This window comes from Campylobacter concisus (genome assembly GCF_002092845.1).
Classification (GTDB): Bacteria; Campylobacterota; Campylobacteria; order Campylobacterales; family Campylobacteraceae; genus Campylobacter_A; species Campylobacter_A concisus_AQ.
Genome location: NZ_LVXF01000012.1, coordinates 148324 through 172929, shown reverse-complemented (window position 1 = coordinate 172929; position 24606 = coordinate 148324). Strand labels below are relative to the sequence as shown.

Annotated in this window: 23 protein-coding genes and 2 pseudogenes; 20 read left to right on the top strand and 5 right to left on the bottom strand. The window is 38.6% G+C overall.

Going from position 1 to position 24606, the window contains the following annotated elements:
- Positions 1–22: 22 nt before the first annotated feature.
- Positions 23–535 (bottom strand): LolA-like outer membrane lipoprotein chaperone, encoded by a 513-nt coding sequence (gene lolA, locus A3854_RS04330; protein ID WP_084041469.1) that lies wholly within the window; start codon positions 533–535, stop codon positions 23–25.
- Between the two features lie 97 nt (positions 536–632).
- Here lolA and secA point away from each other — a divergent pair.
- The 3 genes and pseudogenes from secA to A3854_RS04320 form a co-directional block, all read left to right on the top strand.
- Positions 633–3029, top strand: a pseudogene (secA, locus tag A3854_RS04325) (preprotein translocase subunit SecA); the annotation flags it as partial.
- A 108-nt stretch (positions 3030–3137) separates the two neighbouring features.
- Positions 3138–3239 (top strand): annotated as a pseudogene (locus tag A3854_RS09995) (SEC-C metal-binding domain-containing protein); the annotation flags it as partial.
- Positions 3240–3291: 52 nt separating this feature from the next.
- Entirely contained in the window at positions 3292–4491 is a 1200-nt protein-coding gene (locus A3854_RS04320) for an ABC transporter permease (protein ID WP_084041467.1), read from the top strand.
- 102 nt (positions 4492–4593) lie between these two features.
- Here the strand turns inward: A3854_RS04320 and A3854_RS04315 are convergent, their stop codons facing one another.
- From A3854_RS04315 to A3854_RS04305, 3 genes are read right to left on the bottom strand one after another with little or no spacing between them, the layout of a single operon-like run.
- Complete coding sequence (locus tag A3854_RS04315; RefSeq protein WP_084041466.1) at positions 4594–6219, bottom strand: cation:proton antiporter; 1626 nt, start codon at positions 6217–6219, stop codon at positions 4594–4596.
- Positions 6220–6222: 3 nt separating this feature from the next.
- Positions 6223–6597 carry a heat shock protein transcriptional repressor HspR gene (locus A3854_RS04310; RefSeq protein WP_084041465.1) on the bottom strand — a complete coding sequence of 125 codons (375 nt, stop codon included), beginning with the start codon at positions 6595–6597 and terminating at the stop codon, positions 6223–6225.
- Between the two features lie 3 nt (positions 6598–6600).
- Complete coding sequence (locus A3854_RS04305; RefSeq protein WP_054196486.1) at positions 6601–7497, bottom strand: DnaJ family protein; 897 nt, start codon at positions 7495–7497, stop codon at positions 6601–6603.
- A gap of 155 nt (positions 7498–7652) precedes the next feature.
- On the opposite strand from A3854_RS04305, the gene A3854_RS04300 reads away from it, so the two are divergent.
- The 6 genes from A3854_RS04300 to A3854_RS04275 all read left to right on the top strand — a co-directional run bounded on the left by A3854_RS04300 (position 7653) and on the right by A3854_RS04275 (position 13722).
- Complete coding sequence (locus tag A3854_RS04300) at positions 7653–9056, top strand: Do family serine endopeptidase (protein WP_084041464.1); 1404 nt, start codon at positions 7653–7655, stop codon at positions 9054–9056.
- Between the two features lie 97 nt (positions 9057–9153).
- On the top strand, positions 9154–9831 hold the full coding sequence (locus A3854_RS04295) for a response regulator transcription factor (protein WP_084041463.1): 678 nt from the start codon (positions 9154–9156) through the stop codon (positions 9829–9831).
- Entirely contained in the window at positions 9831–11072 is a 1242-nt protein-coding gene (locus tag A3854_RS04290; RefSeq protein ID WP_084041462.1) for an ArsS family sensor histidine kinase, read from the top strand. Before A3854_RS04295 ends, A3854_RS04290 begins: the two co-directional genes overlap by 1 nt.
- A gap of 31 nt (positions 11073–11103) precedes the next feature.
- Positions 11104–11541: a pyridoxal-5'-phosphate-dependent protein gene (locus tag A3854_RS04285; protein ID WP_084041461.1), complete on the top strand. Its 438-nt coding sequence runs from the start codon at positions 11104–11106 to the stop codon at positions 11539–11541.
- Between the two features lie 20 nt (positions 11542–11561).
- Positions 11562–13004: a potassium/proton antiporter gene (locus A3854_RS04280; protein ID WP_084041460.1), complete on the top strand. Its 1443-nt coding sequence runs from the start codon at positions 11562–11564 to the stop codon at positions 13002–13004.
- Between the two features lie 538 nt (positions 13005–13542).
- On the top strand, positions 13543–13722 hold the full coding sequence (locus A3854_RS04275) for a transformation system protein (RefSeq protein ID WP_084041459.1): 180 nt from the start codon (positions 13543–13545) through the stop codon (positions 13720–13722).
- Positions 13723–13761: 39 nt separating this feature from the next.
- On the opposite strand, the gene A3854_RS04270 is transcribed toward A3854_RS04275, so the two are convergent.
- Positions 13762–15033 (bottom strand): O-acetylhomoserine aminocarboxypropyltransferase/cysteine synthase family protein, encoded by a 1272-nt coding sequence (locus A3854_RS04270; RefSeq protein ID WP_084041458.1) that lies wholly within the window; start codon positions 15031–15033, stop codon positions 13762–13764.
- A 105-nt stretch (positions 15034–15138) separates the two neighbouring features.
- Between A3854_RS04270 and A3854_RS04265 the strand changes: the two genes are divergently transcribed.
- The 11 genes from A3854_RS04265 (at position 15139) to A3854_RS04215 (ending at position 24565) form a co-directional block, all read left to right on the top strand.
- Entirely contained in the window at positions 15139–15471 is a 333-nt protein-coding gene (locus A3854_RS04265) for a hypothetical protein (RefSeq protein WP_084041457.1), read from the top strand.
- On the top strand, positions 15468–16091 hold the full coding sequence (locus A3854_RS04260) for an HAD family hydrolase (protein WP_084041456.1): 624 nt from the start codon (positions 15468–15470) through the stop codon (positions 16089–16091). The genes A3854_RS04265 and A3854_RS04260 overlap by 4 nt, the downstream gene beginning before the upstream one ends.
- A gap of 48 nt (positions 16092–16139) precedes the next feature.
- Positions 16140–16394 (top strand): DUF2018 family protein, encoded by a 255-nt coding sequence (locus tag A3854_RS04255; protein WP_084041455.1) that lies wholly within the window; start codon positions 16140–16142, stop codon positions 16392–16394.
- Positions 16387–16818 carry a hypothetical protein gene (locus A3854_RS04250; RefSeq protein WP_084041454.1) on the top strand — a complete coding sequence of 144 codons (432 nt, stop codon included), beginning with the start codon at positions 16387–16389 and terminating at the stop codon, positions 16816–16818. The genes A3854_RS04255 and A3854_RS04250 overlap by 8 nt, the downstream gene beginning before the upstream one ends.
- Before the next feature lie 10 nt (positions 16819–16828).
- Complete coding sequence (locus A3854_RS04245; RefSeq protein ID WP_084041453.1) at positions 16829–17722, top strand: polyprenyl synthetase family protein; 894 nt, start codon at positions 16829–16831, stop codon at positions 17720–17722.
- A complete protein-coding gene (gene hemA, locus A3854_RS04240; protein WP_072594950.1) occupies positions 17722–19005 on the top strand; it encodes a glutamyl-tRNA reductase in 1284 nt (427 codons plus the stop codon). The genes A3854_RS04245 and hemA overlap by 1 nt, the downstream gene beginning before the upstream one ends.
- Entirely contained in the window at positions 18995–20695 is a 1701-nt protein-coding gene (locus A3854_RS04235) for a proline--tRNA ligase (protein WP_084041452.1), read from the top strand. Before hemA ends, A3854_RS04235 begins: the two co-directional genes overlap by 11 nt.
- Entirely contained in the window at positions 20692–21123 is a 432-nt protein-coding gene (locus A3854_RS04230) for an FxsA family protein (protein ID WP_084041451.1), read from the top strand. Before A3854_RS04235 ends, A3854_RS04230 begins: the two co-directional genes overlap by 4 nt.
- Positions 21124–21131: 8 nt before the next feature.
- Complete coding sequence (gene hemC / locus A3854_RS04225) at positions 21132–22061, top strand: hydroxymethylbilane synthase (RefSeq protein WP_084041450.1); 930 nt, start codon at positions 21132–21134, stop codon at positions 22059–22061.
- Between the two features lie 3 nt (positions 22062–22064).
- Positions 22065–22430 carry an Imm10 family immunity protein gene (locus tag A3854_RS04220; protein ID WP_084041449.1) on the top strand — a complete coding sequence of 122 codons (366 nt, stop codon included), beginning with the start codon at positions 22065–22067 and terminating at the stop codon, positions 22428–22430.
- Positions 22431–22756: 326 nt separating this feature from the next.
- Positions 22757–24565 carry a menaquinone biosynthesis decarboxylase gene (locus tag A3854_RS04215; RefSeq protein WP_084041448.1) on the top strand — a complete coding sequence of 603 codons (1809 nt, stop codon included), beginning with the start codon at positions 22757–22759 and terminating at the stop codon, positions 24563–24565.
- The last annotated feature ends 41 nt before the right edge of the window (positions 24566–24606 follow it).

Here is a 24606-nt window from a genome sequence, read left to right as displayed (position 1 = left end):
ATTTGGCTAAAGTTAGCCAAATTTATTGATTTACGATGTCGTAACCTTGAGGAATGACAGGAGTTAGCGTCTCTTGCGGAATTAGCGCGTCTTTTACAGGGTTGCTTAGAGTGATTTTTATTTTATTTGAGAGCTTGTCTTTATAGTCAATCGTCGTTGGAAGCGTGTTTTTAATAGTTATAAAGTACTCAACTCCGTCATATATCGCTTTGTAAAGTGTCGGTTGAATTTGCTCCGCATGAGCCAAAACTTGCGTCAAATTTGGCGTATCATCAAGCTTTGAAATGATAGCTTGCTCAAGCTCGTCCTCAATAACGATCACACGCTCTTTGTTAAAATAAATTCTCTTTGGCGTTGGACTTTCATATATCCAAAGTGCAGTATTGTCGTTTTTAGCGTAAAATCTACCCTTATAGTTTATGCTTTTGCCTTCGCTAAAAACAGTTTGCGTAAAGTCACTTTGCAGGCTTTTGAAATTTAAGCCAGCACCAAATGAGCAAACTGCGACGAGAGATGCAACTAGAAATTTTCTCATTTTTTATCCTTTTTTGGCGTATTCTAGCCCAGTTTAATTAAATAAATAGTTAAACTATGCTAAGATCCAAAGTTTAAAAATTTAGGAAGGTAAAATAATGATTTCATCGGTATTTAGAAAGATTTTTGGCACCAAAAACGATAGAGAAGTCAAAAAGTATATAAGACGCGTTGCACAGATAAATGCACTCGAGCCAACTTATGAAAAGATGAGCGACGATGAGCTTAAGGGTAAATTTAATGAGCTAAAAGCCCAAGTAGTAGAGGAAAAAGTCACTTTAGATGAAATTTTAAATGATGTTTTTGCAATCGTTAGAGAGACTAGTAAAAGGGTGCTTAAGATGCGCCATTTTGACGTACAGCTAATAGGTGGCATGGTGCTAAATGAGGGTAGGATCGCTGAGATGAAGACAGGCGAGGGCAAGACCTTGGTGGCGACTTTGCCAGTTATCTTAAATGCGATGAGTGGCAGGGGCGTGCACGTAGTGACTGTAAACGACTACCTTGCAAAGCGTGACGCGACGCAAATGGGCGAGCTTTATAACTTTTTAGGCTTAAGCGTTGATGTGATACTAAGTGGCGGATACGATGATAACGTAAGACAAGCTGCGTATAACGCGGACATAACATACGGCACAAACTCAGAATTTGGCTTTGACTATCTTCGAGATAATATGAAATTTGAAGCTGGTCAAAAGGTGCAAAGAGGCCATAACTTTGTTATCGTAGACGAGGTCGATAGTATCTTGATAGATGAAGCAAGAACACCGCTTATAATCTCTGGTCCAACAAACCGCACGCTTGATGGCTACATAAGAGCCGATCAGGTCGCAAAACAGCTTACTAGAGGCACTCCAGCTGATCCAAATGTGCCAGGCTCAAAGCCAACAGGGGATTTTATAGTGGATGAAAAAAATAGAACGATAATGATCACAGAAGCTGGCATCAGCAAGGCTGAAAAATTATTTGGTGTTGAAAATTTATATAACCTTGAAAATGCCATACTAAGCCACCACTTAGATCAAGCTCTAAAAGCTCACAACCTCTTTGAAAAAGACGTTCATTATGTCGTAAAAGATGGCGAGGTAGTCATTGTTGATGAATTTACTGGACGTCTAAGTGAGGGCAGACGCTTTAGTGAGGGGCTTCACCAAGCACTTGAAGCAAAAGAGGGCGTAAAAATCCAAGAAGAGAGCCAAACGCTAGCCGATACAACATATCAAAACTACTTTAGGATGTATAAAAAGCTTGCAGGTATGACTGGTACGGCTCAGACTGAGGCCACTGAGTTTTCCCAAATTTATAACCTTGAAGTTATCTCGATCCCTACAAACCTGCCAGTTAAAAGAATCGATCAAAACGATCTTATCTATAAAACTCAAAATGAGAAATTTAAAGCAGTTATTGATGAGGTTAAAAAAGCTCATGAAAAAGGTCAGCCAGTACTTGTTGGAACTGCAAGTATCGAGCGCAGTGAGGTGCTTCACGAGATGCTTAAAAAAGCTGGCATCCCACACTCTGTCTTAAATGCTAAAAACCACGAAAAAGAGGCCGAGATCATCGCTCAAGCTGGCGTAAAAGGCGCTGTGACTATCGCTACAAACATGGCTGGACGTGGTGTTGATATCAGGATCGATGATGAGGTTAGAAATTTAGGCGGTTTATATATCATCGGCACTGAGAGGCATGAGAGTAGAAGGATAGACAATCAGCTTCGTGGCCGTGCTGGACGTCAGGGCGATCCTGGTATGAGTAGATTTTATCTAAGTTTAGAGGATAATCTTTTAAGAATTTTTGGTAGCGACCGCATAAAAGCGATCATGGATAGGCTTGGTATCGATGAGGGCGAGAGCATCGAGAGTCGAATGGTAACAAGAGCTGTTGAAAATGCCCAAAAGAAAGTTGAGAGCTTGCACTTTGAGGCTAGAAAGCACTTGCTTGAGTATGACGATGTGGCAAATGAGCAAAGAAAGACTATCTATAAATACCGCGACGAGCTACTTGATAAAAACTATGATATGAGCGAAAAGATAGCTCAAAATAGAAAAGAGTATGCTGCAAATTTACTTGACACGGCTGAAATTTTCCATGGTGGCTTGAAAGATGACTTTGATATTAAAAATTTATGCTCTATCATCCTTGCAGATTGTGGCGAAGAGATAGACGAGAGCGAGCTAAAAGGCCTAGAATATGATGAGCTAATAGATAAGCTTGCACAAATTTTTGAAGTAAGATATAACGAAAAGATGAGCGTGCTAAATGAAGATCAAAGAAAAGAGATAGAGAAAATTTTATACCTTCAAGTGCTTGATAATGCGTGGAGAGAGCACCTCTATCAAATGGATATCCTAAAAACTGGTATCGGCCTTAGAGGGTATAATCAAAAAGATCCGCTTGTTGAATACAAAAAAGAGAGCTATAACCTCTTTATGGAGCTAGTTAGCAGGCTAAAAAGTGAGAGTGTTAAGACGCTTCAGGTTGTTAGATTTAAGAGTCGTGAGGAGCAAGAAGAGCAAGCTAGAATGATGCTTGAAGCTAGCCAAAATGCTGAAAATGAAAATTTAAGCTACAACAACCAAGGCGGAGATGAAAATTTCACACCAGAAAAAAAGATACCAAGAAACGCTCCATGCCCTTGTGGAAGCGGTAAAAAATATAAAGATTGCCACGGAAAAAGTGGCCCTAAAAAAGGCATATTTGCTTAAAATTTCTACTTTTAAGGCGCCAAAAGCGCCTTAATCTTTTAAAGGCTATTTGATGACAAGCTTACCAAAGTATCTACTTTTTAAATATTTAAGATTTGATAAAACTCAGCCATTTATCACCCTAAGTGCCTTGCTTGCCTTTCTTGGCGTTAGCATCGGACTTATGGTTTTGATCGTTGCAATGGCGATTATGAACGGGTTTGATAAAGAATTTGAGCGCAAACTTTTTACGATGAACTATCCAATAACCATTCAAAGCGCCTTTAAAGGCTCTATTGATGATGACTTTGTTGATGAGCTAAAGGCTAGATTTAGTGATCTTAAATTTAGTCCATTTATAAGCACACAGGTCATTTACCGCTCAGCAAATGCACTTGAGGGCGGACTGGTTTATGGCGTAAATTTTAAAGATGAAAAACAGATAAACTCAGTCGTAAATGAAGCTTTAAAAGACAAAGAGCTAGATGGTTTTGAGATACTTGTGGGAAGTGGCATAACGAGTGAGTTTAGACTAAGAAACGATGAGAAATTGACGCTTATCTTTACAAAGGCCGATCCAGCTGGCTTTTCGCTAACGCCAAAGATGAAGCGATTTGACATCGGTGGCTCATTTACATCTGGGCTAATCGCCTATGACAAGGCATTTTCATATGTTTCAGTTGATGCTTTGAGGAAAATTTTGGACTACCCAAACGGTGTGTATGATGGTATTCATATTTTTTCAAGTAAGCCATTTGATGATATAAAAAGAGTGCGTGAGGGACTTCCAGCTGGCACGGTAGCTATTGGCTGGTGGGAGCAAAATGGCAACTTTTTCTCAGCGCTCGCACTTGAAAAAAGGGCGCTTTTTATCGTTTTGATGCTTATTATCCTTGTGGCGTCGCTAAATATCATAAGCTCGCTACTAATGACAGTGATGAACCGCAGGCAGGAGATCGCCTTGCTTCTTGCACTTGGGGCTAGTAAAAGTGAGATAAAAAGAAGCTTTTTCTATCAAGGGCTAGTAATCGGGGGCGGTGGTATTATATTTGGCTTGATACTTGGCTTTTTAGGGCTATTTTTGCTTGGAAATTTCAACATTATAGACTTGCCGGCTGACGTTTATGGCTCAAGCAAACTTCCATTAGAACTTTCTTTGATTGACTTTGTGCTTATAATAGTTGGAGCTATATTTATTGTGGCTATCTCGTCTTATTATCCAGCTAAAAAAGCCACAGAAGTAAATGTCCTTCAAACTTTAAGAAATGAGTAGAGCCTAAAGGCTTAGGCTTGCTCATTGCTTGTAAAATTTATTTTTAAAAGATTATTTTAAAACTGGCATAAACTCGTAAAATTCTAGAATAAATTTATAATTTTACGCTCTTATATCATGATCGATTTTACATTGAAGAGCCTCGTGCACGAGTGTTTTTGCCATGACGCGCTCTTCGTTTATTAGGTGAAAATTTTTACCTAGCTCACCAAAAATATCTTTATTACCCTCGCCATTTATTTTTATTATAGTTTGGGTATTTACGCCATAGTCTTTTATCTTTTGTGCGATTAGCTCCACTCTTTGCTCATTGTTAACAGTTATAATAACAGCAGCTGCATCGCTTAGGCAGGCATTTTCAAGTGTGTGACTTTGAAGAACGTTACCTAGAAATACATTTTCTCCGCGGCTCCTACCAAGCTCAACTAGACTAATATCATTATCAAGCACAAGATATAAAAGCTTTGTCTCTTTTAGTCTCAAAACGACCTCTTGACCAAGCCTCTCATAGCCAAAAACCACGATGTGATTTTTTATTTTTTGTGGCTTTAGAGTTTCATTTGGTTCAACAACGATCTCACGTTCTATAAGGTCTGCTATTGCGTCTAGTTTTTTAAGTATAAAAGGCGTAGCAAACATCGACACAACTGATGCTGCGATAAAAATTTGAGCAGTTTGTATATCAAGTAAATTTCTAGTAGTCATTAGTCCAAAAACAGCTAGTGCAAATTCGCCTATTTGACAAACACTAAGTGCGGTTTTTGCAGCAACTCTTCGCTTTAAATAGATATTTAAGATAGCAAAAACAACAATCGCTTTTATCACCATGACACTAAATACTAGGCCAAGAACAAGCCAGATGTTTGAGATAACGACAGCAAAATTTATCTGCATACCAACGGTTATGAAAAATAGCCCAAGAAGTAAATCTCTAAAAGGTATGAGATCAACTTCGATTTGGTGTTTATATTGCGTCTCAGCCATCATCATACCGGCCAAAAATGCGCCCAAAGAGTATGAGAAGCCAAAGAAGTGAGCCAAAGTGCTAGAGCCAACGACCATAAATAAAATCGTAGCTATAAAAACCTCTTGCGAATTTGTTTGAATAACTTTATAAAATATCCAGTTGATGACATATTTACCAAGTAAAAATAGCACAACGATAAGAATAATCGCACTCGTAAATGTCTTTAACAAAAGTTCATTTATTGAAGCATCTTGCGAGCTAAACATATCTATCATAAGTAAAATAGGAATGACGGCAATATCTTGAAATAGCAAAATTCCAAGTGCTTTTCTACCGTAAATTTTACTCACATCGCCACTATCGTTTAGCGTCTTTAGCACGATCGCAGTTGATGAGAGTGCAAGCGCAAGACCTGCAATAAGTGCCGTTTCGTCTTTTAAGTGAAGGGCATAATAAAGCATAACGCCCATTATAAAGCCACTTAAACAAACCTGTAAGCCGCCGTTTAAAAAGACCTCTTTTTTCATGCCCATTAAGTGCTTAAAGCTAAACTCAAGCCCAATGGTAAACATCAAAAACGCGATACCAAATTCCGCGATATGAGAAATTTCATCATTGCTTTTTAGGTTGAAAAATTCTGATATAAGCGTACCTGTTACGATGTAGCCGATAATGGTTGGTATCTGAAATTTTTTAAAAATGACATTTAATGCGACTGAGATCGCTGCTACAAGCAAGAAACCTTCTAAAATTTGTTCCATAAATTATTTTTTGCCTTCGTAAAATACAAGATCAAAGCTACTTTTTCTTTTTACGAGCGATCTTTTGGTGCTAGTTTGACTGGTAGCTTCGTGCAATTTTTTATTTAGCTCATCAATAGTTGATTCTAAATCGTCAATTTTTTCTTTCAACTGAAGTATCACATCAACGCCGGCTAAATTTACACCTAGTTCACGGGTTAAATTTAGTATAGTTTTTACTCGATCAACATCTTTTTGTGAGTAGAGCCTCATCTTGCCATCTGTTCTTGATGGCTCGATAAGCCCTTCTCTTTCATATTGTCTTAAAGTTTGTGGATGTATGCTCAAAACCTTTGCAACAACGCTTATTAAAAAAAGTGGTTCTTCATAATTTTGCATTTTTTACTCCGGTAATTTCTCTTTTAACTCTTTTACTAAGCCTTCATCAAGCTCACTGATATTTGGAAGTTTTACCCTGGCTTTTAAGTAAAGATCGCCATAAATTCCGCTCTTTCTATTTTGCACACCATACCCTTTTAAACGGATCTTTGTGCCTGTTTTTGAGTTCTCAGCGATCTTAATCGTGACATCTTTTTTGTAAGTATGTACATCGACTTTTCCGCCAAAAAGCATAGTTTTTAGTGGAATTTCTATATCTTTATAAAGATCGTCTCCGACTCTTTCATATTCGTCGCTTGGCTCAACGCTAATGGCAAGTATAAGATCGCCTTTTTGACCACCAGCACTCTTGCCTTTGCCTTTTACACGAAGCTTTTCGCCGCCTTCTATACCACTTGGAATTTTTATCTTAATGCTTTCGCCATTAAAATTTATCTTATGTTCGCCACCAGTTACAGCTACGTCAAATGGTATAGAAATTTTTGCATTTACGTCTAGATCAGCTCCGCCAAAGCCAAATCCACCACTACTAAATCCGTCAAAGCCTCCAAAATTACTACCAAATCCGCTGCTAAATTTAGCTCCACCGCCGCCAAAGCCACCTGAGAAGATATTCTTTAAAATTTCATTTAGATCGCCCATATCGGCTGAGCTACTAGCAAAGTCGTGGAAATTTTGACCGCCAAACATAGTATCGCCGTACTGATCGTATTGAGCTCGTTTTTTATCGTCGCTTAAAATTTCATAAGCAGCGTTTATCTCTTTAAATTTATCTTCTGCTCCGGGGTCTTTGTTGATGTCTGGGTGATATTTTCTGGCAAGTTTTCTATAAGCTTTTTTTATCTCGTCGCTTGAGGCACCCTTTGAAACCCCTAAAGTCTCATACAAGCTTTCACTCATATATTCTCCTTATATTTTTTTGATACGGATTATATCACAAAGCTTTAGTCTATGCAAGTCAAGTTTATTTTTGTTTAATAACAAGAAAAAGTGTTAAGATTTTATTTTTTCACTATATTTATAATTTGCAAAAATTTTTAGATTAAAGGAAAAAAATGAAAAAGATTGTGCTAATTTCATTAGTAGCAGCTTCTTTTTTAGTGGGGGCTGATATTAAATTTAATGAAGCTAACTCTAATATCACGAGAGTCTCGCCACTTAGCGATAAAAATAGCGTACTTTCTTATTATGACTCGATCGCTCAGGCAAAGCTTTCAGTTGTAAATATTTCAACTACAAAAACGGTAAATAACGCTGGCATTGAGCAGATGTTTAACGACCCTTTCTTCAATGAATTTTTTGGATTTAACTTTGCAAAACCAAAAGAAAAAGAAAAAACTACTTCGCTTGGCTCTGGCGTTATTATCTCAAATGATGGCTACATCGTTACAAATAACCACGTTATAGAAGATAGCGATCAAATAGTCGTAACTCTTGCAAATGGTGGCAAAGAATTTAAAGCCAAATTAATAGGCAGCGACCCAAAAACTGACCTAGCCGTCGTAAAGATAGAAGCAAACGGACTAAATGCTGTCACTTTTGCAGACTCGTCAAAACTACTTGACGCAGATGTCGTATTTGCAATAGGCAATCCATTTGGCGTTGGTGAAAGTATCACTCAAGGTATCGTATCAGGTCTAAATAAAGATAATATCGGCCTTAATCAATATGAAAATTTCATCCAAACAGATGCTTCGATAAACCCAGGAAATTCAGGCGGCGCTTTAGTTGATAGCAGAGGATATTTAGTCGGAATAAACTCAGCCATACTTTCAAAAAGTGGTGGCAATAACGGCATTGGCTTTGCGATCCCATCAAATATGGTAAAAGATATCGCTAAAAAGCTGATAACTGACGGCAAGATCGAGCGTGGCTTTATCGGCGTTACGATTGCAAATTTAACTGATGAGCAAAAAGAGCTTTACACAAATAAAGAGGGTGCTTTAATAAGTGGCGTAGAGCAAGGCATGCCAGCGGATGAAGCTGGACTAAAAAGAGGCGATTTGGTTATATCAGCTAACGATAAAGCTATAAAAAACGCAAATGATCTTAAAAATTTCATCGGCTCACTAACTCCAAATAGCAGCGTTGATATAACTTACGAGCGATCAAATAAAATAATGAATGCAAAAATCAAGCTTGCAAACGCTGATCACAATTCAAAAGACATAGCAAAAAGCATTATCATCGAAGGACTTAGCGTTAGTAATCTAAGCGATGAGATAAGATATAAATACAAAATTAGCCCAGATACTCAAGGCGTGCTAGTAACTGATGTAAAATCTGGCTCAAAAGCTGAAGACTTTGGCTTTGAAAGAGGCGATGTGATCGTGCAAGTTGGTGAAGAGAGCATAAAAGATCTTCAAACATTTGCAAATACAATCAAAAATACAAAAGGTAAAAAGACGCTGGTGTGGATAAATCGCGGCGGTATCATACAAGGCCTTGTTATAAAATAATCATCTAAGAGCTGAAATTTCAGCTCTTAACCCTTTTAAATTTTTAAAATCTTAATCTGCTATAATCCTTAAAAATAAATTTACAACAGGAAAGATCATGACTAGAATTTTAATGATAGAAGATGATATGGAGCTTGCTGAAATTTTAACCGAATATCTAGAAAACTATGATATTGAAGTAGTGACTGCCGAAGAGCCATATATCGGACTATCTACGCTAAATACAAGTAAATTTGACCTAGTTATACTAGATCTTACATTGCCTGGTATGGACGGATTAGAAGTTTGTAAAGAGATCAGGAAAAATCACAATATTCCTATTATCATATCAAGTGCAAGACATGATATAACAGATAAGGTAAATGCTCTTGATAACGGAGCAGATGATTATTTGCCAAAGCCATATGACCCACAAGAGCTTTTGGCTCGTATCAAAAGTCATCTAAGAAGGCAGAGTATCACCCCGGCAAGTGAGGCGAGAAATTTAAATAAAGACCTAGTTTTAAAAGAATTTGAACATGAAATTTTATTTAAAGGCAGTGTCTTAAATTTAACTGCCGCAGAATACGACATCTTAAAATATCTACTTTTAAAAGAGGGCGGAGCGGTTACTAGAGAGGAACTCATCTACAATTGTGAGAGCATAAATGAAGATAGCTCAAACAAAAGTATTGACGTCATCATCGGCAGGATTCGCCAAAAACTAAATGAAAATCCAAAAGAGCCAAAATACATCTACGCGATCCGCGGTATTGGCTATAAATTGGTTCTTTGATGCCAAGATCGTCTATTTTTATAACCATAACTTTTATCTTTGCCCTTGCGCTTGTTTCGATATTTCTAGCCTTTTTGTGGCTCATGGGCTTTGATAAGCAAAACTATACAAGAGAGCTAAATAACAAATACTCAAACGTTGCTAGGACAAATTTATTTTACATGGGTGGCATCATAAATAAAACTCAGTACGACCGCCAGCTTTCAAATATCGATATGCCAGAGATCAAAGACGAGAAGAAAAAGGATGAAATTTTAAAACAAGCGACCGTTTTAGAAGAAATTTCAAGTGATCTGGGCTCAAGTGCTATTTTGCTTTATGACAAGCACCACTACTTAAGGATCGAGCATTTAGACGAGCTAAAGCTTTTAATGGATAAGGAATTTCAGCCTTACAGATACGAGGTGATAAAGGCTGTTTTTTTGGTGGTTGCGGTCATTTTGCTAGGTGCTTACATTTTTGTCATATATAAGATAAAGCCGCTTAGAAAGCTAAAGCGCCAGATCGTAAAATTTGCAAATGGTGAGCTTGATGGTGTGCAAAATGTTGGCAACGGCAAGGATGAAATTTCTGAAGTTTCAGAGGCATTTTATGAGGCGGTTTGTCAGATCAAGGCGCTTAATGACTCAAGGCATCTTTTTTTAAGAAACATAATGCACGAGCTAAAAACTCCTATCACAAAAGGGCTAATCGCCGCTCAAATGATAGAAAAAAGTAAAAATCAAGAAAGGCTAATCTCGGTCTTTCACAAGCTTGAAAATTTGATAAACGAACTTGCAGCGATCGAACAAATAACATCAAAAATAGGACTTAGCAATAAAACGCCATGTTTTATGAGGGATCTCATCGATGAGGCTATCGATATAGCGATGGTCGAAAAAGAGTGTGTTGGTGTCAGCGAGCTTGATGAGGTTAGAGTGCTTGTTGATTTCAAGCTATTTTCAGTCGCTATAAAAAATATGATAGATAACGGCATAAAATACTCAACTGATAAGCACGTAAATATCGTTGTTAGCAGGGATCATATGAAATTTATAACTCAAGGCGAGAAGCTAAAAAATGATCTTGACTTTTATATCCAGCCATTTATCAAAGGAGAGGATACGCAAAAGAGTTTTGGCCTAGGTTTATATATAGTTAGCAATATACTTGATGCTCATGGACTCAAATTTAGATACGAATATAAAAACGGAATGAATGTCTTTGTTTTTGAAAATTTACAAGATATAATAGTGACTTAAATAAAACATAATAAACAAAAGAGGACTAAAAATGGCAGCAAAAATTTTCTCACCAGATGATATCTTATCAATAATAGATCTTGAAATAGCTTTTATAAATCGTTATAAAAATGTAAAAGATTATGCAAAAAATTTATCTTTAATATACTTTTCTTTGCCAAGCACTAAAGAGTATAGTGAACTCTTTGAAAAATTTTTAAGACAAACTGACGTTGTTATAAGAGAGAATGAACATTATGTGGTCGTGCTTCATGGAACAAATGAAAGAGGAGCTAGCGAACTATTATCGGGTATTCAGGAGTTTTTAAACGCTGAACCAATTGATTTGATAGTAAGCTATCCAAAAGACGGAAGAAACGCTAAAGAGCTCACTACTAAGCTTCAAGATGAGATAAAAGACAATTATGGTGTATTGCTTGAAATGCTTTCAAATCAAGAAAAATTTGAAGCTTTTGAAAGCATGATTTAATATAATTTTGTGGAGTTTATTTGGAGAATTTACTACTATTTTTTGCAGTTTTGCTTATAACTAGCATTCTTTTAAGTAAGATCTCTGATAAATTTGGAATTCCGTCTTTAATAATATTTTTAGGTGTTGGTATGCTGGCTGGCTCAGACGGGCTGCTTGGCGTAAATTTTGATGATCAAGTAATCGCTCAAAATGTCGGCATGCTAGCACTTATTTTTATACTTTATGCTGGCGGGCTAGATACCGATTTTGCAGCGATTAAGCCTATTTTTGGTAGGGGTTTAGCGCTTGCTACACTTGGTGTTTTCTTAACCGCGCTAGCTATCGCACCAGTGGCAAAATATCTGCTTGATTTTACTTGGGCGGAGGCCTTTTTGCTAGGCTCCATCATCTCTTCAACAGATGCAGCAGCGGTATTTGCCATACTAAGAGCTAAGAAAATTTCACTTAAAAATAGTATTGCACCATTGCTTGAACTTGAATCTGGCTCAAACGATCCAATGGCGATATTTCTAACTATGACGATCGTTCAAATGATCTCACTAAATACCACGCCGACAGTATCTGAGTGGGCTATTACACTAGTTAAGCAGTTTGGCATAGGTATCGCTATGGGCTATTTATTTGGCGTTGCTTTGCCAGCCATCTTTAATAGACTTCGCCTAAAAAGCTGGGGCCTTTATCCAGTTTTTTCTATCGCTTGGATATTGCTTTTATATACGCTTTGCTTTAAAATCGGTGGCAATGGCTATTTGGCTGTCTATATAGCTGGAATTTTTATAAACAAAAAAGAGTTTTCTCACAAGAAAAATTTAGTCGGTTTTCACGACGGTATCGCTTGGACGATGCAGATAGTGGTCTTTTTAACACTTGGCCTTTTGGTAAATCCATCACAACTTCCTGCAACTGCGCTGTTAGCGCTTGTTTTGGCCTTGTGGCTTATGTTTTTTGCAAGACCACTTGGTGTTTTTGCATCGCTTGCATTTTCAAAATTTAAGATAAATGAGCAAATTTTTATCTCTTGGGTTGGACTAAGAGGTGTTGTGCCAGTTGTGCTAGCTACCTATGTTTATGTCGATGGCGTACGTGATGCGGATATGATTTTTAACATTATATTTTTTATGGTTTTGATTTCGATTTTGATACAGGGCATGTCGCTTGGCTTTGCAGCTGATAAATTTAAGGTCAAAGAGAGCGAACAAGAGGATGTTAAGGCAGTAGAAAACTCGCCGATCTTAAGCTACACGCTTCACCAGCATACCATCCACTATGGCTCAAAACTAATTGGCAAAGATTTGGCTCAGCTTGAACTTCCAACTGAGTTTTTAATAATCCTAATAAAGCGTAAAAACGAGTATCAAAAGCCGACTGGCTCAACAATATTTGAAGAAAATGACTTGCTACTGATACAATGCGAAAATCAAGCGCTTTATCAAGATACTATTAAGTATTTAACGTATTAAATTTAAGTTTTGTCATCGTTTGATGCTGAATTTTGATTTTATAAATTTATAACGCACGATAAATTTTTAAAAATAAAACTGCATGCAGTGCGAAGCACTGAAGCATGCACTTCTAACGTTGTCGTACTTTACTTCGACTTCGTCTCGTAACTGTAAGCAGACAGAGGATTTAAAAAGGGGGATAAGGGGACGGCTTGCTTCGTTAGCTCGCAACTGCAAGCAGACCGTAATTCAAGCCCCCCCTTGTCTCCCTTTTGATAAATTTACACCTCAAAGCAAATTTTAAAACTTTCATTTACTCGCAAGAATTGACTACTGATTTTAGGCCTCGCAAAGCTTGCCACTAAAATCAGAGCCGAAATTACTCGTTCATGAAATTTTAAAATTTGCCTGAGCTTCATATATGTAAAATTACCTACTAAAATTTGGCTTCGCTTGCAGCTTAGCTCAAATTTTAAGGCCAAAACAAATCCGTTCAGTCTCATTTTATTTTTGCTTTTTATAAAATCACTAAAACACTAGCAAAATGGGAGGCAAAATGCTTGATAGTATCATCCTTGCAGCCTTAGTATATTTTGCAACACTCTTATTTATGTTTTTTCTGCTCGCCTTTTTTGCCTTTTGGTATATAAGCGTGCCGCTACTTGTCATCTTTTTTGTTATAAAATTTATAAGGCAAGCAAAAGAGTGCGAGAGGATATGTGGCAAGCTTGAGTGAAATTTAAATTTCTAGCCCAAAAATGAGCTAGAAATTTCTTTATTCTAGGGCTTGAGCAAGATCAGCGATCAGATCCTCGGCGTTTTCAAGGCCTATGCTAACTCTTATCAGCTCTTTTGTGATGCCAGCTTTGATTAGCTCTTCACTGCTTAGCTGTTGGTGGGTGGTTGAGGCTGGGTGTGTGATGAGCGACTTTGTGTCGCCGATATTTACCACGATCTTAAAGAGTTTTACGCACTCTAGCATCTTTTTTGCACGCTCGAAGCTATCGGTTTCAAAGCAAAATAGCCCATTTGCCATGCCGTCTTTAAAGTATTTTTGCGCTTTTGCGTGATCTACGTTGTCGGCAAGCCCAGGATAAGCCACACTTTTTATATGTTTGTGAGAGTTTAAAAATTTAGCCACTTTTAGCGCGTTTTGCGAGTGTCTCTCAACCCTAACAGCAAGCGTTTCAAGCCCTTGTATGAGCTGCCAAGAGTTAAACGGAGAGATCACAGCACCGATGTCGCGCACGATGGCAAGCCTCATTCTTAGCGTGTAGATATCAAAACGATCCGTCATATCAGCATAGACGATGTCGTGATAGCTCGCATCTGGGACGTTAAAGTGCTCATATCTCTTGTTGCCTTTTAGCTTTTCGTTTAGGTGATTTGCGCTTACAACAACACCTGCTAGGCTAAGACCCTGACCGCTCATATATTTGCTAGCACTATGCACGCAAACATCGACACCGTGGCGAAGTGGCTGAAAGATGATAGGCGTTGGCACGGTGTTATCGGTGATGCTGATGATGCCATATTTGTTTGCGATTTCTACGATTTTTTCGATATTTGGGATAGAAATTTGCGGATTTGAGAGCGTTTCAAAAAATATAGCCCTCGTTTTATCATCTATCAAGTCCTCCAGATCATCAGCCGTGTCGCTGTCAAAGACTCTGGCCTCTATGCCAAATCTTTTTAGTGTGTGCGTAAAAAGTACTGTCGTGCCGCCATAAATTTTTTTGGCGATGATGATATTATCACCTGCTTGGGCTAAATTTATGATGCTGTAAAACAAAGCTGACTGACCGCTTGCAGTCGCTATCGCAGCGGCTCCGCCCTCAAGCGCAGCGACCCTTTTTTCAAAGATATCTGTCGTTGGATTGCCAAGTCTTGTGTAGATGTGGCCGCCATCCTTTAGATCGAACCTGGCAGCGGCTGTCTCGGCACTTCCAAAGTCATAAGCTGTGCTTTGAAAAATAGGCACAGCCATCGTGCCAAAGCCCTCGTTTGTATCGTAGCCTACGTGGATCGCAGCGGTTTCTTGCCTCATTTTTGCTCCTTTTAAGGTAATTTTGGCGTAAATTATACATTAGCAAAGCCAAAATTTAGGGGATAAAATCAAATTTTGATATAATTTGCCAAAAAAAGGAAAAATTTGAACCAAGTCACGGACAAATTTAAACGTGTAAAATATCTTCGTGCGCTAGAAAAATTTGCAAAATCAGCTATAAATGTGCTAAAAAGAGATGACTTTGACGAGACTGAATTTCGCCAAAGAGTGGAGAAAAACGCGAAAGTCATCGAAAAAATAGAAGCTGTTTATCTTGACCAGCCATACTCAAAAGCGCTAGAAAATTTTATAAATTTGCTTATCAAAAACGCCCCAAAAGATGAGCTTTTAAAGGCGGCAAACCTGCTTGATAAGCTCAAAAATCAAAAGACATATAAAAAAGAAAAACATAAAAATAAATTTAAGGATGAGGATTGAAAGCAGTTATTTTCGATATGGATGGCACTGTAATTGATAGCGGCGAGGCGATATATAAAACGGTGAATGAAGTAAGAGATGAGCTAAATTTGCCGCCACTTGAAAAAGAATTTATCATAAAAGCGATCAATGAGCCAGGTAGAAATTTGCCCCTTGAATTTTACGGCATCGACACGCCAAGTAGGAGCTTAAAAGAGGGCTTTGAAGAGAAATTTAAGAAATTCTACGATGAGTGCGCGACTACCTATGAGGGTATAAAAGAGCTTTTGCAAAAGTGCAGAGATGCTCACTATAAGGTCGTTTTGGCAAGCAACGCACCGCACGATACGCTAGAGAAAATTTTAAAGAAAAATGAAATTTACGAGCTATTTAACGAGGTCATAGGCGCTAGTAAGGAGATACCGCAAAAGCCTGATCCTGCGATGCTTTACTTAGCTGTTAGTAAAACTAAAGCTAACAAGGCGATCTTTATAGGAGATAGCCTAAAAGACGAGCTAGCCGCCAAAAATGCAAATATGCCTTATGTGCAAGTTTGCTGGGGATTTGGCGAGGAGAGCAAAACTGCTACGTATAATGCCAAAAATGTCAGCGAGGCGTGGGAGATAATATTAAATTTTTAACTTAGTTTTAATTGGCTATAATCTTAAGAAATTTTCAAAGAAACAGCGATGATAGATATATTTGAGGGCAGTGCGAGGGATAAATTTTATGACATTTTGTTTAACGCAAATGCCGTTTTGGTTAAAAACGAGATAGATAAAATTTTTGAAAAATTTGTGGCTATGAGCGAGCTTTGCGAAAAGTATGGCGTTAGCGAGGACGAGATCAGAAATTTTATAGTCTCAGAGCAAGATAAAGTTTATAACGGAGTAAATGACCTATATATCGAGCTTAGCGGAGAAATTTTAAGCCAAAATGAGTAAGATTTTTGCACTCATTGCTTTGCTGGTCGCTCTTGTCTTTGCAAAAGAGCCAAATTTTGACCCAAGCTCAGTGCATACATTTGAGCTTAAAAAAGATGAGTGGGCTAGGGTTTTTATAACTGAAAAGCGAACCCAAAGGGTTGAAACGTTTGACTTTCGTTGGACGCTATTTGATAGTACAAATATCACTGTGCAAAGCTTTTTTAGGCGCTATCCAAGGCAGATGGTCTTTTCGCTAAGGCAAGGACAAAATACCTACATGCAGCGAGTTTTGCCTGATTTTACGATGCCACCAAATGAGAGCGTAAGCCTTTATATATCATTTATTGATTTTAAGGATAAAAAGGCGCATTTTAGGGTGGCTCTGCTAGATGAGAGCAAGCGCGTGGATGTGGGTTTTAGAGATCCAGATGAGGCTAAATAGAAGGATAAAAATGGATAAAATCGATGAAATAATGGGTAAATTTATAAGCGAGCTTGGCTACAAAGAGGCGTTTGAGATGTTTTTAAAGATAAGCTCAGGCAAGAAGCTGCGCTCAAAACTTCTTTTAAAGATCGCAGGAGAGAGCGAAATTTCGCTTAAGCTTTGCGCTATCATCGAGCTTATCCACCTTGCAAGCTTACTGCACGACGACGTCATAGACGAGGCAAATATAAGACGCGGCAATCCAAGCATTAACGCACTTTTTGGCAGTAAAAACTCAGTCATGCTAGGCGACATCCTCTATTCAAAGGCTTATTTTGAGCTTACTAAATTTAATCCAAGCATCTCGGCCATCATATCAGACGCAGTTAGCAAGCTAAGCATAGGCGAGATGATGGATGTGAAAATGGCTGAAAATTTTAATGAAAACGAGCAAGAATACTTAAAAATGATCTACTATAAAACAGCTGTTTTGATAGAAGCCACGGCTATTTGTGGGGCGAAGCTAGCTGGCAAAGATAGTGAGAAATTTGGAATTTATGGCAAAAATTTAGGCCTTGCATTTCAGATCGTTGATGATATATTAGACATAACTCAAGATGAGAAAACGCTTGGTAAGCCAGCACTAAATGACTTTGTCGAAGGCAAAACAACGCTTCCTTACATATATCTTTATAAGAGCCTGGACGAGGCTGGTAAAACAAAGCTTAGATCGCTTTGGGCAAAGAAGTTAAACGCGGACGAAATTTCATGGCTAAAAGAAAATTTTGATAAAACTAGCTCACTGAGCAAGGCTGTAAGCGAGGCAAAAAGGCTTGGGACTGAAGCGATAGAATCGATAAAAGAGTATAAAAATGCCGAGCTTGAGGGGATCATAAAAAGCATGATAGATAGGGAATTTTAATGCACTATTTAGATATAAGTTTTACATATAAAAATACTGATATTTCAGTTAGAGAAAAGCTTGCATTTGATAGCGATGAGAAAAAAGAGCAAATTTTAAAACTACTAAGATCAAACAAAAGTATAAACGAATGCATGGTTTTAAATACATGCAACCGAGTCGAGATAATTGCAAGCGTTAGTGATCTAGAAAGTGCAACGACGCATGCGTTTAGATGCATGTCTGTATTTTCAGGTGTTTTTGAAGATGAGCTTTATGAGAGGGCTGACATCTATGAAGATAGCGGAGCCGTGCACCACCTCTTTGCCGTGGCAAGCTCGCTTGATAGCCTAGTCGTCGGCGAAACGCAGATCGTTGGCCAGCTAAAAAATGCTTTTAAATTTGCTTACGATAGCTCAGCTTGCGGCGAACAAATCAGTAAAATCATCCACTATGCATGTAAATGTGCTGCTAAAGTTAGAAATGAAACTCAAATTTCTAAAAACCCTATCTCTGTTTCAAGCGTTGCTGTGGCAAAAGCAAAAGAAATTTTTGGCACGCTTGAAGGCAAAACCGCTATCGTCGTAGGAGCTGGCGAAATGGGCGAGCTAGCAGCAAAGCACCTAATCTCAAGTGGCGCAGAGGTGATCATCATAAACAGAAGCTCGGAGCGCGTTGAGCAGCTAGTTGATAGCCTGGGTGATAACGCTAGCTGGGATAGTATTTTGAAATTAAAAGAGTATGTAAATAATTACGATCTGATATTTTCAAGCACCGCGGCCCCGCACGCTATCATCACAAACGCCATAATCGAACCAAGAGAATTTCACAGATACTTTTTTGATATTGCCGTGCCAAGGGATATTGACCTTATAAATACAGAATTTATTAGCGTCTATACGGTCGATAGTTTAGAGGAGATAGTAAGGAAAAATTTAGCCCTAAGAGAGGAACAAGCACAAAAGGCTTATTCGATCGTAGGTCAAGGCACAAGCGAATTTTTAAAAATTTTAAAAGAAGATATGAGCGTTCCACTCATAAAATCGATCCGCAAACAAGCTGAAATTTGCGCTAAAAATGAGCTAGAAAAAGCGATAAAAAAAGGATATTTAAAGCATAGTGATTATGAGGAGGCACAAAAGCTCATTCATCAAGTTTTTAAAGCATTTTTGCACCAGCCAACGATGAAGCTAAAAAGTCTTGCGGACGAGGAGAGGTCTAGCGAGCTTTCAAATGGAGTTAGATTTTTATTTGATATAAAAGAAGAGCAAAATTTTCAAGTGGGAGATATAGATGAAATTTAGTAAATTTTATGCACCAACGACCAAAGAAGCGCCAAAAGACGCATCTTTGCCAAGTCATAAATTTTTAATAAGAGGTGGATTTGTCGAGCAGATAGGCTCTGGTCTTTATAACTATCTACCGCTTGGAAAGATCATGCATGAGAAAATTTCTCGTATCGCGCGAGAGGAGATGGATGAGGCTGGAGCGCTAGAGGTGAGCTTTAGCGTGGTTACTTCAGGTGAGCTTTGGAAGCAAAGTGGACGTTACAACGTCTTTGGCAAGGAGCTTTTGCGCTTTAAAGATAGAAAAGAAAATGATTTTGTTATAAGCCCTACAAACGAAGAGGCAGCCGTTGCTTTGGTACGTGGCAAGGTGACTAGCTATAAGCAGTTGCCGCTAAATTTATACCAGATAAATACTAAATTTCGTGACGAAGCAAGACCACGCTTTGGCTTGCTAAGAGGACGAGAATTTACAATGAAAGATGCTTATAGCTTTCACTCTAGCAAAGAGGATCTAAAGCGTGAGTTTGACCTTATGGAGGCAACTTATAGTAAAATTTTCACTCGTTTAGGGCTAAATTTTAGAGCTGTTGAGGCTGATAGTGGAGCTATTGGTGGCAGTGGCAGTAAAGAATTTATGGTGCTTGCAAGTAATGGCGAAGATGACATCCTTTGCTGTGAGACTTGTAAATACGCTGCAAATATAGAGGCCGCTAGAAGAAAAGCTAGAACAACCGATGCTGAAGCGCCAGAGGCTGACGCGGCTAAATTTAAAACGCCAGATATAAAGACTATAAAAGGTGTGGCAGAATTTTTCAAAGTTAGCGAGTTTTACTGCATAAAAGCTGTTATTAAAAAAGCTATTTATGAAGACAAAGAAGAGATTGTAGTCTTTTTTGTAAGGGGCGATGACGAGCTTCAAGAGACAAAGGCACAAAATGCTTGCAAGGCGCTTGAACTTGTCGATGCTAGCGAAGAAGAGATTATAAAAGCTGGGCTTGTGGCTGGATTTTGCGGGCCGGTTGGGCTAAAAGATGTAAAATTTTACATAGACAACGAGCTAAAAGGCGCAAATAATATGATATGTGGTGCCAACGAAAAGGATTACCACTTTGTTGGCGTTAGTGTTAGCGGATTTAACGAAGAGAGATTTAAAGACCTTGTAAAGGTAAAAGAGGGCGATAAATGCCCAGAGTGTGGCGGAAATTTAAAACTTAGTAAGGGCATAGAAGTCGGTCATATCTTTCAGCTAGGCGATAAATATTCAGCTGCGATGAATGCGACATATCTTGATGAAAACGGCAAGGCTAAGCTATTTTTGATGGGCTGCTACGGCATTGGCATTAGTAGGCTGATCGCTGTGATGATAGAGGCTAGCCACGATGAGAAGGGCTGCATTTGGAAAAAAGAGTGCGCACCGTTTGACGTGGAGATTATAATTTCAAATTTAAAAGATGAAGCTGGCGTGAAATTTGCATTTGAGCTTTATGAGAATCTTAAAAAAGCTGGCGTTAGCGTCATTATCGACGATAGAAACGAGAGATTTGGCGTTAAGATGAATGATTTTGAACTCATCGGCTTCCCTTTTGCGTTACTTGTAGGTAAAGAATTTGCAAATGGCAAGGTTGAGTTTATAACAAGAGATGGTTTAAGCAAAGAAACGATCGACGCAAATGAAGCCTTTAAAAAGATAAAAGAAAGCTTATGAGATTTTTCGCATTTTTATTTTTTTTGATAGAAGCGATATTTATCTATCTTTTTGTTGATAAATTTGGCTTTTTAAACTACTTTCTTGAGGTGTTGGTCTCTGGATTTATAGGTATCGCACTTCTTTTAAATGCTGGATTTTCTAGCTTAAATTCGCCTCAAGTGGCGCTTAAAAGCTTTCTTGGCGGAAATTTATTTAGCCAGTTAGGGCTTAGTTTTGGCGGAATGCTTTTATTTTTGCCAGGAATTTTAACAGATATTTTTGGCATAGCTGTAGTCGTTTTTTCTTTGATATTTAAGAAAAATATAGCGAAAAATGAGAGCTATCAGGAGTTTAAATTTCAAAATTTTAGCGAGCAGAGTGCTAAAAAAGATGATGGCGAGATCATCGATGTTGAGGTCATAGAAGAGCCAAAAAGAGTAAATTAGGAGAGACGATGAAAGAGATAAAAATAGCAACTAGAAAGAGTATCTTAGCGCTTTGGCAAAGCGAGCATATTAAAGCTAGAATAGAGTCAAAACATAACGATATAAAAGTTGAGCTTATTGGTATGAAGACAAAGGGCGATGTGATCCTTGATACGCCACTTGCGAAGATCGGCGGTAAGGGGCTTTTTACAAAAGAGCTTGAAGATAGCATGCTAAAAGGCGAGACTGACATCGCGGTGCATAGCCTAAAAGACGTGCCAGTAGTCTTTCCAGAAGGACTTAAACTAGCAGCGATTTGCTCACGTGAGGATACAAGAGATGCGATGATAAGTGAGAAATTTGCTAAATTTAGCGACTTGCCACATGGCGCAAAGGTTGGTACAACGAGCCTACGCCGTAAGATGCAGCTACTTATCATGAGGCCTGATCTTGAGATTATCTCGCTTCGTGGAAATGTGCAAACTAGACTTAGAAAGCTAAAAGAGGGTGAATTCGACGCGATTATTTTGGCGATGGCTGGCATAAATCGCTTAAATATCAAGGCTGAAGTGGCGCACATCTACACATTTGGCTTTGACGAGATGATACCTGCGATGGGGCAGGGTGCTCTTGGGGTAGAGGCTAGAGATGAGAAGCAAATTTTAGAGCAGATTGATTTTCTAAACGACGAAAATGCGGTTATAGAAACGACTATAGAGCGTGATTTTGTAAGCGTTTTAGAGGGCGGCTGCCAGGTACCAATAGGCATAAGTGCAAGGCTAAAAGGTGATGAAATTTCTATCGATGCGATCGTTGGTCTGCCTGATGGAAGCGAGTTTATAAAAGATAGCTTAAAGATTAGCAAAGATAAATTTCAAAGCGTTGGTAAGGAGCTAGCTCATAAATTTATAGAAAAAGGGGCAAAAGAGCTTTTAAAACGCGCTGAAGAGATGGCTTAGAGTGTGTTTGAGCTAAAATTTAAAGCAAAAGCCCTAACCGCTACTAAAAATAGCAAAGACAACTACTATATGATCGGTCTTGCAGACGACAAATACGACTACAAAAACTACATAATCTTTCAAAGACCGATCAAACTAAAAAGTGATGACGACGAAAACGCCGACATAAACGGCATATACGCAGAGTGCAATGGCGACGTTTGCTATAACGCTTGCAAAAGGGTGAAGATCACTGATAAGAGCATCATTTTTGAGGTGCAAGATAGCGTTATTAGCGTTGATATAGAGGGTGTTCAACTTAATGAGCGCTTTATGAAATATAGCAAAGAGATATTTGGCAAACTGCTAAAATGTAGCATATCGAAGTAATTAATAAAATTTACTGCCGTTTTTAAAACTGCGATGCCATCTAGCGTTTAAAAAAATTGTAATGAATCACTTTGGAAAAGACGTAAGTATGCCGGCCATGTGTGGCTGTGCGTTGAGCGCTAGTTTGCGGACGTTATGGCAATGGAGTATAAATTTAGTGCTTGTATCTATTTAAACGGCGAGGCAATACCGCAAAGACTGTTTCCGAAACAGCGATCGATACTCTGATAGCTATCGGTGCGTGCGGCAAATAATAAATACCCGCTTTGCTTCGCCTTTTTCAGCTATTTTTGGCTAAAATCGCCCAAAAATCAAAAAGGCGAAATATGGACTACATCAAGCTTTTAAAAGAAAATAATCTACTTCGTGTTATCGATGAGCCAACAGATATTGATCTTGAGATCGCACACGCAAGCTATATCGAGGTTAAGCGTGAGGGTTCGCAAGCGCTACTTTTTACAAATCCTATCTGCAGAAAAACTGGGCGTAAATTTGCCCCAGTGCTTACAAATATATACGGCTCAAAACGCGCGCTTGAGCTTATATTTGGGCTAAATCCTGATGAGATCGCAGATGAGATAGAAAAGCTTTTAAAACCCAAAAAACCTGAAAATTTTAAAGAAAAACTTGATTTTTTAGCCTATCTTTTTAGCATGAGAAAAATTTTTACTAAAAGGCTAAAAGGCGAGGGCGAGTGTCAGCAGGTAAAATTTATGGGCGAGCAGGCCGATCTTTTGAGTCTACCTGCACTAAAGACTTGGCCACATGATGGTGGCGCTTTTATCACTATGGGCCAGGTTTATACGCAAAGCTTGGATGGAAATTTGCAAAATTTAGGCATGTATAGACTGCAAATTTATGACAAAAATCGCCTTGGCATGCACTGGCAGATCCACAAAGACGGTGCAAATTTCTTTCACGAATACAAGCGTGCAGGTAAAAAAATGCCAGTCTCTGTAGCCATTGGCGGTGATCCGCTTTATATTTGGTGCGGGCAAGCACCGCTTCCAAAGGGAATTTTTGAACTTTTGCTTTATGGTTTTATCCGCAAAGAGCCAGCCAAACTTGTAAAATCCTTAACGAATGAAATTTACGTCCCGCACGATGTAGACTACGTAATAGAGGGCTTTGTGGATACGGCTAAGTGCGAGCTTGAGGGGCCATTTGGCGATCATACCGGCTTTTATACGCCTATCGAGCCTTTTCCGGTGATGGAGGTTACGGCGATAACTAGCAAGCGTGAGCCGGTATTTAACGCGACTGTGGTTGGAAAGCCGCCACTCGAGGATAAGTACATGGGCTGGGCGACTGAGCGGGTTTTTTTGCCACTTTTGCGAACGACTGTGCCTGAATTGCTGGACTACAATATGCCTGAAAATGGCGTTTTTCACAACCTAATCTTGGCCAAGATAAATACGCTCTATCCAGCTCATGCAAAGCAGGCTATGCACGCATTTTGGGGTGTTGGACAGATGAGTTTTGTAAAACATGCCATTTTTGTTGGAGCCGATGCGCCTGAGCTTAAAGATTATGATGAATTTACTAGCTTTGTTTTAAATTATTTTGGTAGCCAAAGTGTGCTAATAAGCCAAGGTGTGTGCGATCAGCTTGATCATGCTAGTCCAAATTCGTGTTTTGGTGGCAAACTTGGCGTAGATGCGACGCAAGACTTTTGTAAATTTAGCCCTGTGGTTTTAAGTGACAGCGAGCTTTTGGCTAAATTTCAAAGCGTTACGCCAAATGTAAAAGAGCTTAAGCAGTTTAAAGTGGATACCAAAACGCCTATTTGTGTGGTGAAATTTGAAAAAGATTGTGTGGTAAAAGAGCTTTTTGACAAGCTTTTGACATTTAGAGATTTTTTCAAACTCCTTATCGTTGTGGATATGCAAAATCACCTTGAAAACTCATATATGCTACTTTGGCGTGTGACAAACAATATCGATGCTTTGCGTGATATTTTCATAGATGGTGAAAATTTCTGCGTAGATGCCACTAGCAAAGATGAGCGTGAGGGATATACGCGTGGCTGGCCACTACAAACGGATTGTGACCGCGAAGTAGTTGCTGATCTAGTTAAGCGCGGCATAGTAAAAGATGAGCCAGAGTTGTTTAAAAAATTTGAAATATTTGGCTAGCTTTGAGGAGCTCAAGTAAATTTATGAATTTTGCTTTTTGT